This is a genomic window from Amycolatopsis sp. CA-128772 (assembly GCF_002904295.1).
GTDB lineage: Bacteria > Actinomycetota > Actinomycetes > Mycobacteriales > Pseudonocardiaceae > Amycolatopsis.
In genome coordinates this window covers 45027-59528 of sequence record NZ_PPHG01000006.1, presented here as the reverse complement: position 1 = coordinate 59528, position 14502 = coordinate 45027, and the positions used below count along the sequence as shown (strand labels likewise).

At 70.8% G+C, this 14502-nt stretch carries 16 protein-coding genes; 6 read left to right on the top strand and 10 right to left on the bottom strand.

The annotated features are described in order from the left end of the window. The 3 genes from C2L59_RS02605 to C2L59_RS02595 all read right to left on the bottom strand — a co-directional run. Nucleotides 1-1608: ABC transporter ATP-binding protein (locus C2L59_RS02605; RefSeq protein ID WP_103347891.1), on the bottom strand; the 1608-nt coding region annotated here is incomplete at its 3' end. Further along, complete coding sequence (locus C2L59_RS02600) at nucleotides 1605-2669, bottom strand: CbiQ family ECF transporter T component (protein WP_199198875.1); 1065 nt, start codon at nucleotides 2667-2669, stop codon at nucleotides 1605-1607. The genes C2L59_RS02605 and C2L59_RS02600, both read right to left, overlap by 4 nt. Beyond that, nucleotides 2659-3279 (bottom strand): hypothetical protein, encoded by a 621-nt coding sequence (locus C2L59_RS02595; RefSeq protein ID WP_103347890.1) that lies wholly within the window; start codon nucleotides 3277-3279, stop codon nucleotides 2659-2661. The genes C2L59_RS02600 and C2L59_RS02595 overlap by 11 nt, the downstream gene beginning before the upstream one ends. A gap of 77 nt (nucleotides 3280-3356) precedes the next feature. Here C2L59_RS02595 and C2L59_RS02590 point away from each other — a divergent pair, with 77 nt between their 5' ends. Next, the gene (locus C2L59_RS02590) at nucleotides 3357-4265 is read left to right on the top strand and encodes a Gfo/Idh/MocA family protein (protein ID WP_103347889.1); all 909 of its coding nucleotides are present in this window, start codon (nucleotides 3357-3359) and stop codon (nucleotides 4263-4265) included. 374 nt (nucleotides 4266-4639) lie between these two features. Next, nucleotides 4640-5368: a GNAT family N-acetyltransferase gene (locus C2L59_RS02585; protein WP_103347888.1), complete on the top strand. Its 729-nt coding sequence runs from the start codon at nucleotides 4640-4642 to the stop codon at nucleotides 5366-5368. Here the strand turns inward: C2L59_RS02585 and arfB are convergent. The 6 genes from arfB to C2L59_RS02555 all read right to left on the bottom strand — a co-directional run bounded on the left by arfB (nucleotide 5365) and on the right by C2L59_RS02555 (nucleotide 10253). After that, the gene (gene arfB, locus C2L59_RS02580) at nucleotides 5365-5781 is read right to left on the bottom strand and encodes an alternative ribosome rescue aminoacyl-tRNA hydrolase ArfB (RefSeq protein ID WP_103347896.1); all 417 of its coding nucleotides are present in this window, start codon (nucleotides 5779-5781) and stop codon (nucleotides 5365-5367) included. The two genes, C2L59_RS02585 and arfB, sit on opposite strands and share 4 nt — an antisense overlap. 48 nt (nucleotides 5782-5829) lie before the next feature. Then, the gene (gene purM, locus C2L59_RS02575) at nucleotides 5830-6900 is read right to left on the bottom strand and encodes a phosphoribosylformylglycinamidine cyclo-ligase (protein WP_103347887.1); all 1071 of its coding nucleotides are present in this window, start codon (nucleotides 6898-6900) and stop codon (nucleotides 5830-5832) included. Nucleotides 6901-6928: 28 nt separating this feature from the next. Further along, nucleotides 6929-8455 (bottom strand): amidophosphoribosyltransferase, encoded by a 1527-nt coding sequence (gene purF, locus C2L59_RS02570; RefSeq protein WP_103347886.1) that lies wholly within the window; start codon nucleotides 8453-8455, stop codon nucleotides 6929-6931. Between the two features lie 118 nt (nucleotides 8456-8573). Then, complete coding sequence (locus tag C2L59_RS02565) at nucleotides 8574-8879, bottom strand: hypothetical protein (protein WP_103347885.1); 306 nt, start codon at nucleotides 8877-8879, stop codon at nucleotides 8574-8576. Continuing rightward, nucleotides 8866-9105, bottom strand: a complete 240-nt coding sequence (locus C2L59_RS02560; RefSeq protein ID WP_103347895.1) for a DUF397 domain-containing protein — start codon at nucleotides 9103-9105, stop codon at nucleotides 8866-8868. The genes C2L59_RS02565 and C2L59_RS02560 overlap by 14 nt, the downstream gene beginning before the upstream one ends. Before the next feature lie 269 nt (nucleotides 9106-9374). Beyond that, the gene (locus tag C2L59_RS02555) at nucleotides 9375-10253 is read right to left on the bottom strand and encodes a helix-turn-helix transcriptional regulator (protein ID WP_103347884.1); all 879 of its coding nucleotides are present in this window, start codon (nucleotides 10251-10253) and stop codon (nucleotides 9375-9377) included. A gap of 200 nt (nucleotides 10254-10453) precedes the next feature. Between C2L59_RS02555 and C2L59_RS02550 the strand changes: the two genes are divergently transcribed. Beyond that, nucleotides 10454-11251, top strand: coding sequence for an SAM-dependent methyltransferase (locus tag C2L59_RS02550; RefSeq protein WP_199198874.1), 798 nt, complete (start codon nucleotides 10454-10456; stop codon nucleotides 11249-11251). Nucleotides 11252-11268: 17 nt separating this feature from the next. Here C2L59_RS02550 and C2L59_RS02545 read toward each other — a convergent pair whose 3' ends face one another. Then, a complete protein-coding gene (locus tag C2L59_RS02545) occupies nucleotides 11269-11649 on the bottom strand; it encodes a sterol carrier family protein (protein ID WP_199198873.1) in 381 nt (126 codons plus the stop codon). Nucleotides 11650-11705: 56 nt separating this feature from the next. On the opposite strand from C2L59_RS02545, the gene C2L59_RS02540 reads away from it, so the two are divergent. The 3 genes from C2L59_RS02540 (at nucleotide 11706) to C2L59_RS02530 (ending at nucleotide 14372) form a co-directional block, all read left to right on the top strand. Then, nucleotides 11706-12410, top strand: coding sequence for a type VII secretion system-associated protein (locus C2L59_RS02540; protein ID WP_103347881.1), 705 nt, complete (start codon nucleotides 11706-11708; stop codon nucleotides 12408-12410). Nucleotides 12411-12500: 90 nt separating this feature from the next. Beyond that, entirely contained in the window at nucleotides 12501-13310 is an 810-nt protein-coding gene (locus tag C2L59_RS02535; RefSeq protein ID WP_199198872.1) for a lysozyme, read from the top strand. A 192-nt stretch (nucleotides 13311-13502) separates the two neighbouring features. Next, nucleotides 13503-14372: a lysozyme gene (locus C2L59_RS02530; RefSeq protein ID WP_103347879.1), complete on the top strand. Its 870-nt coding sequence runs from the start codon at nucleotides 13503-13505 to the stop codon at nucleotides 14370-14372. Nucleotides 14373-14502: the final 130 nt, after the last annotated feature.

Here is a 14502-nt window from a genome sequence, read left to right as displayed (position 1 = left end):
CGACAATGCCTCCGCGACCTCGTCCACCGTCAGCCACGGCTCCGGGGCCAGGATCTTCGCCACCTGTGGGGCGAACGCCGGCGAGGCGGTGATCACCTCTCTCGTCGGGCCGTCCGCTACCACCTCGCCCTCGGCCATGACCACCACGCGGGTGGCCACCGTGGCCACGAACTCGACGTCGTGGGTGGCCAGCACTACCGCGTGGCCCTGCGAGGCCAGCTCTCGCAGGGTCGCCGCGAAGCGCCTTTTTGCGTGGTAATCCAGGCCGCGGGTCGGCTCGTCGAGCAGGACCAGCGGTGGGGCCGACGCCAGCTGGATCGCCAGCACCAACGCCAGTCGCTGCCCTTCCGAGAGGTCGCCGGGGTGCGCTTCACCGGCGACTTCCGGGGCGAGCCTGTCCAGCAGGCCCCGGGCCGTTCCTGCCGGTACCTCGGACTCGGTGTCCGCCTGTGCGCACTCGGCGTCCACTGAATCCAGGTACAGCAGGTCGGCCGGGGTCTGCGGGACCAGGCCGACGCGCTGACGGGCCACTCGTGGCTTGAGCGATGCCGGATCCGCTCCACCGACGTCGACCTTCCCCGCCGACCTCGGTCCGCTGCCCTGCACCGCCCAGAGAAGCGACGACTTGCCGGAGCCGTTGCGTCCCATCAGCGCGACCACCTCACCCGGTCCGACACGCAGGTCGACCCCGCGTACCGCCAGGACATCTCCGTATCGGACCACCACCCCTCTCACATCCAGTGCCGAACCGGTCACCGAGAGACTACGACCCACCACCGACAATTTCTGACGACTCCGCTGCAGCCGCGCTCGCAGCGGCCCCGCGACCCGCCGGGCGTCCCGGACCGACAACGGCAGCGGTGCCCAGCCCGCGAGCCGCCCCAGCTCGGCGATCGGCGGGGCGATCGAGGACGTCGCCAGGATCTCGGCCGGCGGTCCGGACCGCACCGAACCGTCGCCCGGCAGGTACAGCAGCCGGTCCGCGTACTGCGCCACGCGCTCCATCCGGTGCTCCGCCACGATCACCGTCGTGCCCAGGTCGTGCACCAGGCGGGTGATCGCCGCGAGGACGTCCTCGGCGGCCGTCGGGTCCAGCGCCGACGTCGGTTCGTCGAGCACGACCACCGCCGGGTGCGCCGTCAGGACCGAGCCGATCGCGACACGCTGCTGCTGGCCGCCCGAGAGCGTCCGAAGTGGACGGTTGCGCAGGTCCGCGATGCCCAGCAGGTCCAGCGTTTCCTCGACCCGCTTGCGCATCACGTCCGGCGGCACCGCCAGCTGCTCCATCGCGTACGCGAGCTCCTCCTCGACGGTGTCCGTCACGAACCCGGAAAGCGGGTCCTGCCCGACCACGCCGACCACCGACGCCAGCTCCCGGGGCGGGTACGCGGCCGTGTCGTGCCCGGCCACCAGCACCCGGCCGGACAGCCGGCCGCCGGTGAAGTGCGGGACGAGCCCGTTGACGGCGCCGAGGAACGTCGACTTTCCGGCCCCCGTCGGCCCCGCGACCAGGCACAGCTCGCCCTCTTCGACCACCAGCGACACGTCCGAGAGCACCGGCCGCGCGGCGTCCGGGTACGTCACCGTGACCCGTGAGAACTCGATCACCGGGCGACCTCCGGAACCGGGGGCGAAACGACCGCGGGCAGCGCCGCGACCAGCACGGACAGCACGTGGAACACGGAAACCTCCGGCCAGCGCAACGGGCTCAGCGACGGGAACAACCGGTCCGGGTCCACCCGCGCGGTCACGAACAGCAGCACGCACGCCCCGGCGCCGGCCGCGACGACCAGCGTCTCCGGCCACCCCCACGGGTCCGGCCGGTACGCCGTCCGCCGCACCCGCCGGCCACCGGCGACGAAGCCCGCGACGGCCACCACGAGCCCGGCCGCCAGCAACGGCACGCCGAGCCAGAACGACGCCGTCCCGTCGAGCACGCCGTACACGCCGACGCACACGCCCACCAGTCCGGTCAGGACGCAGGCGGCGATCAGCACCCGCAACCGCCCGCTCAGGTACGCGCGGCGCCCGTAGCCGCGGGAGTCCATCGCGGCCGCCAGCCGCAGGGACCGGTCCATCGCGTCCGCCAGCACCGGCACCACGATGCCCTTGACCGCCCGCAGCCCGCGAGTCCGGCCGGCCCGCAGCCGCCGGGCGCGGCGTACCCGCTGCACGCTCTCGACGAGCTGCGGCGCGACCGTCAGCGCCACCGTCACCGCCGTGCCCACCTCGTACAGCGCCCCGGGAACCGCCTTGAGCAGGCGTTTCGGGTTGGCCAGGGCGTTGGCCGCGCCGACGCAGATCACCATCGTCGCCAGGCGCAGGCCGTCGTAGAAGCCGCCGAGCAGCTCCTCCGCCGACGTCGGCCCGAGCAGGGACAACCCGGCCGTGAGCGGGATCCGCGGCAGCGCGAACAGCACGTGCCCGCCGTCTTCGCCGCCGACGAGGATCCGGAACAGCACGCGCGAGGCGACGATCAGCGCGCCGACGTAGACGTACAGCCGGAACGCCAGCGCCCACGGCGCGTCTGTGCGCCGGTTCGCGACGACGAACCCGGCGACCGCGATGACCAGCCCGAGCAGCAGCGGGTTCGTCGTGCGGCTGGCGGCGACGGCCAGCGCGAGCGCCCAGGCCCACCAGGCGCCGGGGTGCAGCGCCCTACTGCGCACGCCGGCGGCGGGCGACGACGATCCCGGCGCCGCCGACCAGCACGATCACGACGGCCCCGACCACCAGGCCCCACGGGAACGAACTGCCCTGATCGGACACAGCGGGCGCCGGCGTGGCCGCCTGCCGCACCGGGGCCACCCGCGGCGGCGCCGGCAGGTCGTTCGCCGACTTCGGCCGCGCGAACGCCCAGCCTTCGAACCCGCCGGCCACCGGCTTGGCCGTCTGCGCGCCTTCCTGGCTCGACGTCCAGCTGCCCCCGGCGGACGCGTGCCAGTAGCTCCAGTACGCCGTCGCCGACGGCATCCCCACGCACGATTCGACATCGGGGCCGGGCCGGCCGTTGATCCGGCAGGCCACGGCGAGGCCGTACTTCTGCGAGCCCGACACCTCGATCCCGGCCTCCCGCAGGGCGGCGATGCCGTTCGCGGGCGTCCCGGCGGCGCAGCGGAGCAACGGCCCGGGGCCCAGGTCGCCGAAGTCGACGACCACCGTGACGCCGCCACCCTCGGGGCAGGCGCCGTCGCTGCCCGTCGCCGAAGCGGGTGCGGCACCCACGAAGGCGGCGCCGAACAGGAGCGCGCAGACAACGGCGAAGCGGGAGGCGATCATGCAGGCACTTTAACCACGTCGGCGGCCACCGCAGGTGCGGTTCCGGCGCGACGCGGGACACACCTAGACTGCGGGCCGTGGGACAGCTCATCGCGGACGGACAGCTGCGCGTCGGCCTGGTCGGCGCCGGCCCGTGGGCGGCAACGGTGCACGCCCCCGGCCTGGCGGACCACCCCGGCACCGCGCTGACCGCGGTCTGGGCCCGGCGCCCGGAAGCGGCGCAAGCGCTTGCGGAGACGCACTGCGCGGCCACCGCGGCCAGCGTCGAGGAGCTGTTCGAGCAGGTCGACGCGGTGGCGTTCGCGGTGCCGCCGTCGGTGCAGGCCGAGCTGGGCGTGCGCGCGGCCGAAGCCGGGAAGCACCTGATCCTCGAGAAGCCGATCGCCGCCGACCTCGGCGGCGCGCAGCGGCTGGCCGACGCGGTCGCGGCCGCCGACGTGGCCGCCCTCGTCGTGCTGACCCTGCGCTACTCGGCCCAGACGCAGGAGTGGCTCGCCGGCCTGGCCCAGGCGGGCGGCTGGGCGGGCGGCGGCGCGCGCTGGCTGTCCGGCGCCCTGCTCGGCGGCCAGTACGCCGCTTCGGAGTGGCGGCAGGACGACGGCGGCGCGCTGTACGACATCGGCCCGCACGCGCTCGACATGCTGGACGCCGCGCTCGGCCCGATCACCGAGGTCGTGGCGGCCCGGCAGAGCCCCGGTGACCTCTGGCACCTGATGCTGGCCCACGAGGGCGGCGTCGTCAGCACGGCCACGCTCTCGCTGCGGCTGCCGGTACAGCCGACCGTCGTCGAGGTCGCGGTGTGGGGGCAGCACGGCTACCGGACGCTCGGGCGCAAACCGGGCACGGCCCAGGAGTCCTACACCGCGCTGCTGGACGACTTCGCGGCGATGATCGCGAGCGGCACGACGACGCACCCCTGCGACGTCCGGCGCGGGCTGCACCTGCAGGAATTGCTGGAGCAGGCGCGCGAGCTGGCGGCGAAGTAGTACACAGGCCCGCTTCACGCGTTTCCCCTGCGCCACAGGGGTTTTCCCAATGCGCCCCGAATTCATCCACAGGGTTGTCCACAGCATCCACTGTGGACGGTTTGCGGCCTCCTGACCAAACCACGGGCGGACAAACGGCGCCACCGGAAAGATCACCGGGTGGTGCGGGGTACGCGATATCTGATCCATGAGGGCCGGAAATCCGGTTGCCGTCCGTGCGACCATGGCCGGGAGAGCCCGTTCGAGTTCAAGGAATGACTGCCTATGCCTGGCGCCGTCTTCGGCGTCGGCCTCCGCTAGGCCCGACGCCCAGCGCCCCGCCCGCACGCCGGCCACCGGCTGCGGTTCCTTGACCTGCGCTCGAAGGGCTCACCATGTCCACCATCCAGACCTACGTCCGCAAGACGGCGCCACGCGGCCGCGAGACCGAGCGGGTCGGCCCGTTCCTCGCCACCTACTCGCCGGGCACACCGCATCCGATGCTCAACTACGCGATCCCGGACGACGGCGCCCAGCCGACGGCGGCCGAGATCGCCGCGCTCACCGCGGCCTACCGGCGCCGAGACCTGCTCCCGCGGCTCGAGTACTTCACCGACGTCGCTCCCGATCTGGAGAAAGTCCTGGTCAGGGCGGGGTACGAGCTCGAACGGCGAGTGCCGCTGATGACCTGCGCGCCGGGCGCGCGGGTCGACCAGCCGGTGCCGGCGGGCATCCGGCTGCGCGTGCCGGAGTCCGCTGACGACCTGCGGCGGATGCGGGAAGCGCAGAACATCGCGTTCGGCGAGCCCGCGGAAGCCGGCGACGGCGAAGAGCCGAGCGCCGGGGTGCGGCACCTCCTCGCGGAAGCCGGCGGCGTGGTCGTCGGCGGCGGGCTCGCCCTCGAAATCGTCGACGGCACCACCGAGATCGCCGGGATCGCGGTGCTCGAGGCCTACCGTGGCCGCGGGATCGCCGCGGCGATCACCGGGCACCTCACCCGCGAGGTGCACGAGGCCGGCGCCCACACGGCGTTCCTCACCCCCGGCGACCTGGTGATCGGGCACGTCTACGCCCGCGTCGGCTACCGGCCGGCGGGCGAGTGCGTGCACCTGTCCCTGGGTTAGTCGTCGAAGCGCCCGGAGCGGCCGCGTTTCACGTCGCTCCGGCGCTTCTTCGAGGCCAGGCGGCGCTCCTTCGAACCCCGGGAGGGCTTCGTGGGGCGCCGCTTGGCCGGCGGTGGGGCCGACGCGTCGAGCAGCAGGTTCGCCAGCCGGCCGCGCGCGGCCTCGCGGTTCTGCAGCTGCGAGCGGTGTTCGCTGGCCGCGATCGTCAGGACGCCGTCGACCAGCCGCGAGCCGAGCCCGGTCAGGACCCGGTCACGCAGGTGCTCGGGGATCGACGGCGAGGAAGCGACGTCGAAGGACAGCTCGACGCGCGAATCCGTGGTGTTCACGCCCTGCCCGCCCGGGCCGGACGACCGCGAGAAGCGCTCGCTCAACTCGGCTCCCGGGATCGTGAACCGGGAGCCGATCACCACGTCTTCGGCTGCCACGTCAACCAGTGTGACAGCCGGGTCGAAGGAATTTCAGAACCGCGGGTGGTCACCCGAGAGCACGGCTCGCGGGCCGTCGACGTCGCCGGCGGGCTGCACCTCGCCCAGGATCCACGCCGGGACGTGCCGCGCGGTCAGCATGGCCAGCGCCCGGTCGACGTCCTCGGCGCCGACGATGGCGACCATGCCGACCCCCATGTTGAACGTCTTCTCCAGCTCGGCCCGCTCGACCTTGCCGCGCTGGCCGATCAGGGCGAACACCGGCGCCGGCGTCCAGGTGCCGCGCTCGAGCCGGGCGACCAGGCCGCGCGGCATGACGCGGGCCAGGTTGGCCTCCAGGCCACCGCCGGTGATGTGCGCGAACGTCCGGACCTCGGTCTCGGCGGCGAGCGCCAGGCAATCCTTCGCGTAGATCCGCGTCGGCTCCAGCATCTCTTCGCCGAGGGTGCGGCCGAACTCCTCGACGTGCCCGTCGAGCGGCATCCGCGCGATGTCCAGCAGCACGTGCCGGGCCAGCGAGTAGCCGTTGGAGTGCAGGCCGGACGAGCCGAGGGCCAGCACGACGTCACCCGGGCGGACCTTCTCCGGCGAGAGCAGCTGCGACGCCTCGACGACGCCGACGCCGGTGGCCGACATGTCGTAGTCGTGCTCACCCATCAGGCCCGGGTGCTCCGCGGTCTCGCCGCCGAGCAGCGCGCAGCCGGCCTTGACGCAGCCCTCGGCGATGCCGCCGACCAGCGCGGCGATCTTCTCCGGGTGCACCTTGCCGACGGCGATGTAGTCCTGCAGGAACAGCGGCTCGGCGCCGGTCACGACCAGGTCGTCGACCACCATGGCGACCAGGTCGATGCCGACGGTGTCGTGCTTGTCGAGCGCCTGCGCGACCGCGATCTTGGTGCCGACGCCGTCGGTCGAGGACGCGAGCACCGGCTCCTTCCACCGGTCGAGCTTCAGGGAGAACAGCCCGGCGAAACCGCCGACACCACCCATGACCTCGGGTCGCGTCGCCCGCTCGGCGTGCGGCTTGAGCAGCTCGACGGCTTGGTCGCCGGCGTCGATGCTGACTCCGGCGGCGGCGTACGTGGCGCTCGTGGACTCGCTCACGGTGGACGGACTCCCTACTGGAAGGAACTCAGGGACGCCGGACGGCGTCTTCGGCACCGTACCCGGCGGGGCTGACCGGGGTCGCCGCGCCATTGACCGCGTCGAGGCTTTCGAGCAGGTGCTTCCCGATCAGCGCGTCCTCCGGCAGGGGGATCGGGTACTCGCCGGAGAAGCACGCCGTGCACAGCCGCGACTTCGGCTGTTCCGTAGCCGCGACCAGGCCGTCCAGGGAAATGTAGCCCAGGGAGTCGGCTCCGATCGAGCGCCGGATGCCGTCGGTGTCGACGCCGTTCGCGACCAGCTCGGCCCGCGACGCGAAGTCGATGCCGTAGAAGCACGGCCAGCGCACGGGCGGCGACGCGATCCGGACGTGCACCTCGAGCGCGCCGGCCTCCCGCAGCATCCGGACGAGCGCGCGCTGGGTGTTGCCGCGGACGATCGAGTCGTCCACCACGACCAGGCGCTTGCCGCGGATGACGTCCCGCAACGGGTTCAGCTTGAGCCGGATGCCCAGCTGGCGGATGGTCTGCGACGGCTGGATGAACGTGCGCCCGACGTAGGCGTTCTTGACCAGGCCGGTGCCGTAGGGGATGCCCGAGCCCTGCGCGTAGCCGATCGCGGCCGGGGTGCCGGACTCCGGCACGGGCATCACCAGGTCGGCCTCGACCGGCTGCTCGCCGGCCAGCCGGCGGCCGATCTCGACGCGGGTCGCGTGCACGCCCCGGCCGGCGATCGTGGTGTCGGGGCGGGCCAGGTAGACGTACTCGAAAACGCAGCCCTTGGGGTCCGGGTTCGCGAACCGGGAGGACCGCAGGCCCGCGGCGTCGATGGCGATGAGCTCGCCGGGCTCGACCTCGCGGACGAAGGACGCGCCGACGATGTCGAGGCCCGCGGTCTCGCTGGAGACGACCCAGCCGCGCTCGAGCCGGCCGAGCACCAGCGGGTGCACGCCGTGCGGGTCACGGGCCGCGTACAGCGTGTTCTCGTCGGAGAACACCAGGCAGAAGGCGCCCTTGAGGGTGGGCAGCAGCTCCATGGCTGCGGCCTCGATGCCCTTGTCGGCGGCGTTCGCGGCGAGCAGGCCGCAGATCAGGTCGGAGTCGCTCGACGAGCCGGTCAGGCCCGCGTGCGGCTTGAGGCCCGCTTCGATGGTGCGTTCGCGCAGTTCGGCCGTGTTGACGAGGTTGCCGTTGTGCGCGAAGGAGAGGCCGCTGCCGGTCTCGGTGGTGCGGAAGATCGGCTGCGCGTTCTCCCAGATGGTCGCGCCGGTGGTCGAGTACCGGCAGTGCCCGACGGCGATGTGGCCCTGCAGCGACTGCAGGATCTGCTCGTCGAACACCTGGCTGACCAGGCCGAGGTCCTTGAAGACCACGATCTGCGAGCCGTCGGAGACGGAGATGCCGGCGGCCTCCTGGCCCCGGTGCTGCAGGGCGTAGAGGCCGTAGTAGGTCAGCTTCGCGACTTCTTCCCCGGGAGCCCAGACGCCGAAGACGCCACACTCCTCACGGGGTTCCGGGTCGGGCTGGTCGGACACGACTTGCGGGTCGGAAACCACCGAGGAGCTCCTGGGAAGACGTGGTCAGGCCGATTTCAGTGTAAACGGTCCGATCGCCGGCCAGGCCCCGCCCGACGTGGCACTGACCACTTCGGACGGGCGCCGCGAGCCTGCACGTCTAGCACGCGTCCGGCAGGGAGAGGACCTCCGTCAGCACCTGCGCGCCCTCGCCGCGGCGGTACCACAACCACCGCTCCGGCTCGAAGATGTTCTCTTCGGTACCGGGCATCCTGGTCGCCACGACGTCGTCTTCGGCGTTGAGCCGCACCACGTCCACCACGTCGTCGTGCACCCGCACGCCGACGACGGCGAGGACCTCACCGCGCTCGTCGGCCGGGTGCACGAACTGGTAGCCGCGTGCCACCAGCTCCTGCAGTCCGGTTTCGATGTCGAAGACGGGGGCGACGGCCTCAGCCGAGGACATCGTCGAATTCGCCGTCCTTGGCACCCGCCAGGAACGCCGCCATCTCCGCACGCGTGTACACGAGCGCCGGACCGGTCGGGAAGCGCGAGTTGCGCATCGCGATCTCCCCGTTGGTCAGCGGCGCGACCTCGACGCAGTTGCCGACCGCGCCGCTGTAGCTCGCCTTGCGCCATTGGGCACCGGACAGCCGATCGGCCGGGATGCCGTTCTCGAATCGCTCAGCCATGATCCACCTCTCGAAGCGGAAGATCTTTCCGGGCCGATGCATCTGCATGTGCATTTGCCCGCGTATCGGAGACTAGCACGTTCGCATGCAGCGGTAAATGCACGTGCAGAATTTCTTGCAAGGTTCTCGGACAGTAAAGTATCACCGCACACTCGTTAACCCATCGGGTGACAGACAATTGCACGAATGGCGTAATCGCTACCCTTGGTTACCGATCACGAGGGCAAAAACGGTTACGGACCGAAGTCGCGGTGGTGCTACCGAGCGGCTCAGATCTCTTGGCGCCGCTTGCCGAGCATGGACCGGCTCCGCTCCGGAGTCTCCGCGTCCACGGCCAGCATGTCGAGCGCGCGGCTGTACTTTTCGATCTCTTCGCGCTTCTCGATGTAGTGCGCGCCGGTCAGGTATTCGACGTAGGCGATGTTCGGCAGTTCCGGCTCGCCGAACCGCAGCAGCGAAAACGCGTGCTCGGCCGACAGGCCGCTGCGCGAGTACGGCAGCACCTGGACCGACACGTGCGGCAGCGCGCTCATCTCGAGCAGGAATTCGATCTGCTGCTTGAGGACCTTCAGGCCGCCGATCGGGCGGTACAGCACCGATTCGTCGAGCACCATCCAGACGCGCGGCGCGTCCGGCCTGCTGAACATCTTCTGCCGCCGCATCCGCAGCGCGACGAGCTGGTCGACCCGCTCGTCGGCCATCTCCGGACGGCCGTGGCTGAAGATCGCCCGCGCGTACGGCTCGATCTGCAGCAGCCCGGAGACGTAGATCGGCTCCCAGATCTGGATTCGCGCGGCGGCTTCTTCGAGGCCGACGAGGTCGGTGAACCAGTTCGGCATGGTGTCGCCGAAGCGCCGCCACCAGCCTGGTTCGTTCGACTGCTTGACCATCTCGAGGAAGGTCCGGCGCTCGGTCGGGTCGTCGACGCCGTACATCGTGAGCAGGTCGGTGACGTCGCGTTCCTTGAACCCGACGCGGCCCAGCTCGAGCCGGCTGATCTTCGACTCGGACCCACGGATGTTGTAACCGGCCTGCTGACGGGTGATACCCGCCTCTTCCCGGAGCCGGCGTAGCTGCGAGCCCAGGATCATCCGGCGTGCCGTGGGGCCGATGTTCTGTTCACCTGCGGACGCGTTCACCGCGTTCATTCCCGGACCTTCCGCGCTCACGTCACCAGGGGGTTCTAGCCCGACTACCGAAAGTACACGTTGGGCCGTCCTGCGCAAAGAGGTGACCCGGTTTACCGCGTGCGTGTGTAGTCCTACTCTACGTAGGGTACGAGACTTTCGACACAAAACTTGCGAGGTTCAACATGCCCGACGCCGCGACCCGGACCGAACGAGTTCCCGTGGGGGTCGACCCGACCCGAGCGAGCATCGCGCGCGTGTACGACGCCTTCCTGCTCGGGAAGGACAACTACGAGATCGACCGGGAGGTCCTGCACAAGGTGCAGAAGGCCGCTCCGGAGGCTCAGGACCTGGCGTTCGAGAACCGCGGCTTCCTCATCCGCGCCTGCCGCTTCCTCGCCAGCCAGACCGGCATCACCCAGTTCCTCGACCTCGGCTCCGGCCTGCCGACGGCGGAGAACACCCACCAGGTCGTCCAGCGGATCAACCCGGAGACCAAGGTCGTCTACGTCGACAACGACCCGGTGGTCCTCGCGCACGGCCGGGCGCTGCTGGAGGAGAACGAGCACACCCACTTCGTCGCCGAGGACATCTTCGAGCCGCAGCGGATCCTCGAGAACGAGGTCGTGCGCGAGCACATCGACTTCAGCCAGCCGCTGGTCCTGCTGCAGATGGGCACGCTGCACCACTACAACGGCGAATCCGCCCGGCCGGCCGAGATCATGCGGGAGTACGTCGACGCCCTGCCGTCCGGTTCCTTCGTCGGGCTCAGCCACTTCTTCGACCCGGAGAACGAGGACTCCGCGACCGCGCGCCGGATGGAGGACTTCTTCCTGCACAGCCCGATGGGCTCCGGCACCTTCCGGACGCACAAGGAGATCGAGGAGCTGTTCCCCGGGCTCGAAATGGTCGAACCGGGCGTGACCCTGTGCGCCGACTGGTGGCCGGACGGCCCGCGGCTCAAGGAGCTCAACGTCGCGCAGCGGACGATCGCCGGCGGAGTCGGCCGCAAGCCGTGACCCGCGCTCCCCGTCCGTCAGAACCGGACGAGGGGGAGCCAGTGGGAAAGGTCGGCCCGGGTGCCCGATGCGGTCACCCGGCCGTCCGCCACCGCCGTGGTCCAGTCCAGCCGGCCGGTCGCCAGTTCGAGCCACGTCCGCGGGTCGGTTTCGATCACGTTCGGCGGGGTGCCCCGGGTGTGGCGCGGCCCTTCCACGCACTGCACCGCGGCGAAGGGCGGCACCCGCACCTCGACCGTCCGGCCCGGCGCGTCGGCCGCCAGCGCGCGCAGGGACAGCCGGACCGCCGCGGCCAGTTCCGGGCGCGCCGGATCGGGCGCATCGCCCTGCAACCACGGGGAAACCGCCAGCACCGCCGCACGTAACTGTCCGGGGTCGACCGAACGCGAAGAGGCCATGGGCAAACAGTAGAGTGGCGCACCAAGACTTGGCAGGCACACCCGAGGACGTGGGGATGACGATGGCGCAGCGGGACGAGGCGGATCGGATGGTTTCGCAGCAGCCCACCGGAAGCGGAGCCGATCGCCCCGGCAGGCACGGCAAGCACAACCGCGCCGCGCGGCGCGAAGGCCAGCAGGCGCGGCGCACCGGCAAGCACGGCACGCCCGAGATCACCGCGGAGATGCGCGCGAACGCCCGCGCCAACCCCAACAGCTGGCTCTACGTCATCGACGAGGCCTTCGACCCGAACGGCCCGGTGCCGTCGTGGGCGGTGGTCGGCGCCTACCCGGTGAACGGCGTCGGGGACGTCGTCGCCGACTTCCACCCGAACGACCGCTACCGGCCTTCGCCCAAGGCGCTCGGCTTCCCGGACCCGGCGAACGACCTCGAGCACCTGCTGCAGCTCGTCCGCACCGAGCACCGGCCGGCGTCGGACCTGCCGAAGGTCGTGCTCGACGCGACGCTGTTCGTCTACGCGATGTCGCCGGTGCAGCGGACCGTCATCGGCTTCCACAACACCGACGGCCGGGTGATGGTGCCCGCCTACACACGCAAGGCGCTGGTGCCGAGCGAGTGGCCGCACGCGCGCGCGGTGCTCGGCCGCGACATCGTCGGCCTGCTCGGCGGCCACCCCGTCGCGGTCAACCCGCACGACCTGATCACCGCCGTCGTGCCCGCGGAACACTTGCTGAAGGCGCTCGCCGACGAACGGCGTTGACCTGCGGTTCTAAGTCCATCGAGTGACCACCCGAGTCGCCGATCCGGCGGCTCGGGTGCATCGTGAGACTGAAGAAGTCTGACGAGACGGATGGGGTGCAAGAGGGTGAAACGTCGTTCGCTGGTGCCCTTCGCCGCCGCTGTCCTGCTCCTCGCCGGGCCGGCCCCGGCGAGCGTCGCGGACGGCTACGCCGGCGCCGAGGACCACTACGCGGGTTCGCAGATCGCCAAGGTCGAGGGCGTCGGCGAACCGCCCGACGTGCTGTACGGGGGCGACGACCAGCAGCTCGGCCACGACGTCAGCGGGCACCAGGGCCCGGTCGACTGGTCCGGCGCGGCGGGGTCGGGCGCCAAGTTCGTCTACGTCAAGGCGACCGAGGGCACCGGGTTCGTCAACCCGCAGTTCGCCCAGCAGTACAACGGGTCCTACACCGCCGGGATCATCCGCGGCGCCTACCACTTCGCGCGGCCGGACATCTCCGACGGCGCGTCGCAGGCGCGGTACTTCCTGGCCCACGGCGGCGGCTGGTCGGCCGACGGCAAGACGCTGCCGGGCGCGCTCGACGCGGAGTACAACCCGTACGGCGAAACCTGTTACGGCAAGGACGCCGCGGGCATGGTCACCTGGATCCACGACTTCTCCGACACCTACTTCGCGGTGACCGGCCGGCTGCCGACGATCTACACGTCGACGAGCTGGTGGAAGCGCTGCACCGCGAACAACGCCGGGTTCGGCGGCAACCCGCTGTGGATCGCGCGCTACAACACCTTCATCGGCGAGCTGCCGGCGAGCTGGAGCATCCACACGATCTGGCAGTTCGCCGACCGCGGTTCGCTGCCCGGCGACCAGAACTGGTTCAACGGCTCGGCGGACCGGCTGCTGGCGCTCGCGTTAGGCTGATCGGACCAGCGTCTCGATTAATAGGTGTTAACCAGTCACCAATTGAAGATCGACTTCCCGAGAAAATCACCCACACGTATACCCAATTTCACGGAACTGAGTGACAAACGCCACGACGTCCTCAACAATCGTGCACGGGCGGCTACCTGCAGTAAGCCGCTCACCGCGAGGGTATCTGTGAAGGGATCCGACATGTCCACTTCCCGAAGAAGGCGGCTGTTCGCCGCCCTCGTCGTCCCGGCCACGCTGCTCCTGCTCGGCGGCACGGCCCAGGCGACGACCTTCTCCCCCGAAGTCGACCCCGTGGCCGCGATCAACGCGGACATCGCGCAGCACAACCACGAGCTGGGGTCGCAGATCCGGCGCGTCGAAGGCGACAAGTCGACACCGGCGACGCAGCAGGCAGCGCAGCAACCGCAGCCGGCGCAGGCCATCCCGAACCAGGTGCTGGCCACGGTGGCCGGCATGGACGTCGCCAGCTACCAGGGCAACGTCGACTGGGCGAGCTGGTGGAACCAGGGCAAGCGATTCGTCTGGACCAAGGCCACCGAGAGCACCAACTACACGAACCCGTACTTCGCGCAGCAGTACAACGGCTCCTACAACCAGGGCTTCATCCGCGGCGCGTACCACTTCGCCACGCCGAACACCTCGAGCGGCGCGGCGCAGGCGACGTACTTCGTCGCGCACGGCGGTGGCTGGTCGAAGGACGGCCGGACGCTGCCCGGGGCGCTGGACATGGAGTACAACCCGTACGGCGCGACCTGCTACGGGCTGAGCAAGGCGGCGATGACGGCGTGGATCCTCGACTTCCACGACACCTACCACGCCAAGACCGGCCGGTACCCGGCGATCTACACGTCGACGAACTGGTGGGGCCAGTGCGTGAGCGGTGACTTCTCCAGCACCGCCCCGCTGTGGGTCGCGCGGTACTCCTCGTCGGTCGGCACCCTGCCCTTCAACTGGAGTTTCCACACCGTCTGGCAGTACACCTCGAGCCCGCTCGACCAGGACACCTTCAACGGTGCCTACGACCGGCTCCAGGCCCTCGCCAACGGCTGATCCACCTTCGCCGGCTCCCGGATCGTGACGGGTTCGCGTCGTCATGATCCGGGAGCCGGTTCCATGCCGTACCGTCCGAGCTTGCACAATGCTGCAGCCACGTCCGGGGAACCGCACGCGCCCACCGGAC

Coding starts and splice junctions, on each gene's coding strand:
- C2L59_RS02540 (WP_103347881.1), top strand. CDS start 11,706: ATGACGATGGCGCAGCGGGACGAGGCGGATCGGATGGTTTCGCAGCAG.
- C2L59_RS02560 (WP_103347895.1), bottom strand. CDS start 9,105: ATGGCTGAGCGATTCGAGAACGGCATCCCGGCCGATCGGCTGTCCGGT.
- C2L59_RS02555 (WP_103347884.1), bottom strand. CDS start 10,253: ATGAACGCGGTGAACGCGTCCGCAGGTGAACAGAACATCGGCCCCACG.
- C2L59_RS02535 (WP_199198872.1), top strand. CDS start 12,501: ATGGGGTGCAAGAGGGTGAAACGTCGTTCGCTGGTGCCCTTCGCCGCC.
- C2L59_RS02585 (WP_103347888.1), top strand. CDS start 4,640: ATGTCCACCATCCAGACCTACGTCCGCAAGACGGCGCCACGCGGCCGC.
- C2L59_RS02545 (WP_199198873.1), bottom strand. CDS start 11,649: ATGGCCTCTTCGCGTTCGGTCGACCCCGGACAGTTACGTGCGGCGGTG.
- C2L59_RS02530 (WP_103347879.1), top strand. CDS start 13,503: ATGTCCACTTCCCGAAGAAGGCGGCTGTTCGCCGCCCTCGTCGTCCCG.
- C2L59_RS02595 (WP_103347890.1), bottom strand. CDS start 3,279: ATGATCGCCTCCCGCTTCGCCGTTGTCTGCGCGCTCCTGTTCGGCGCC.
- C2L59_RS02565 (WP_103347885.1), bottom strand. CDS start 8,879: ATGTCCTCGGCTGAGGCCGTCGCCCCCGTCTTCGACATCGAAACCGGA.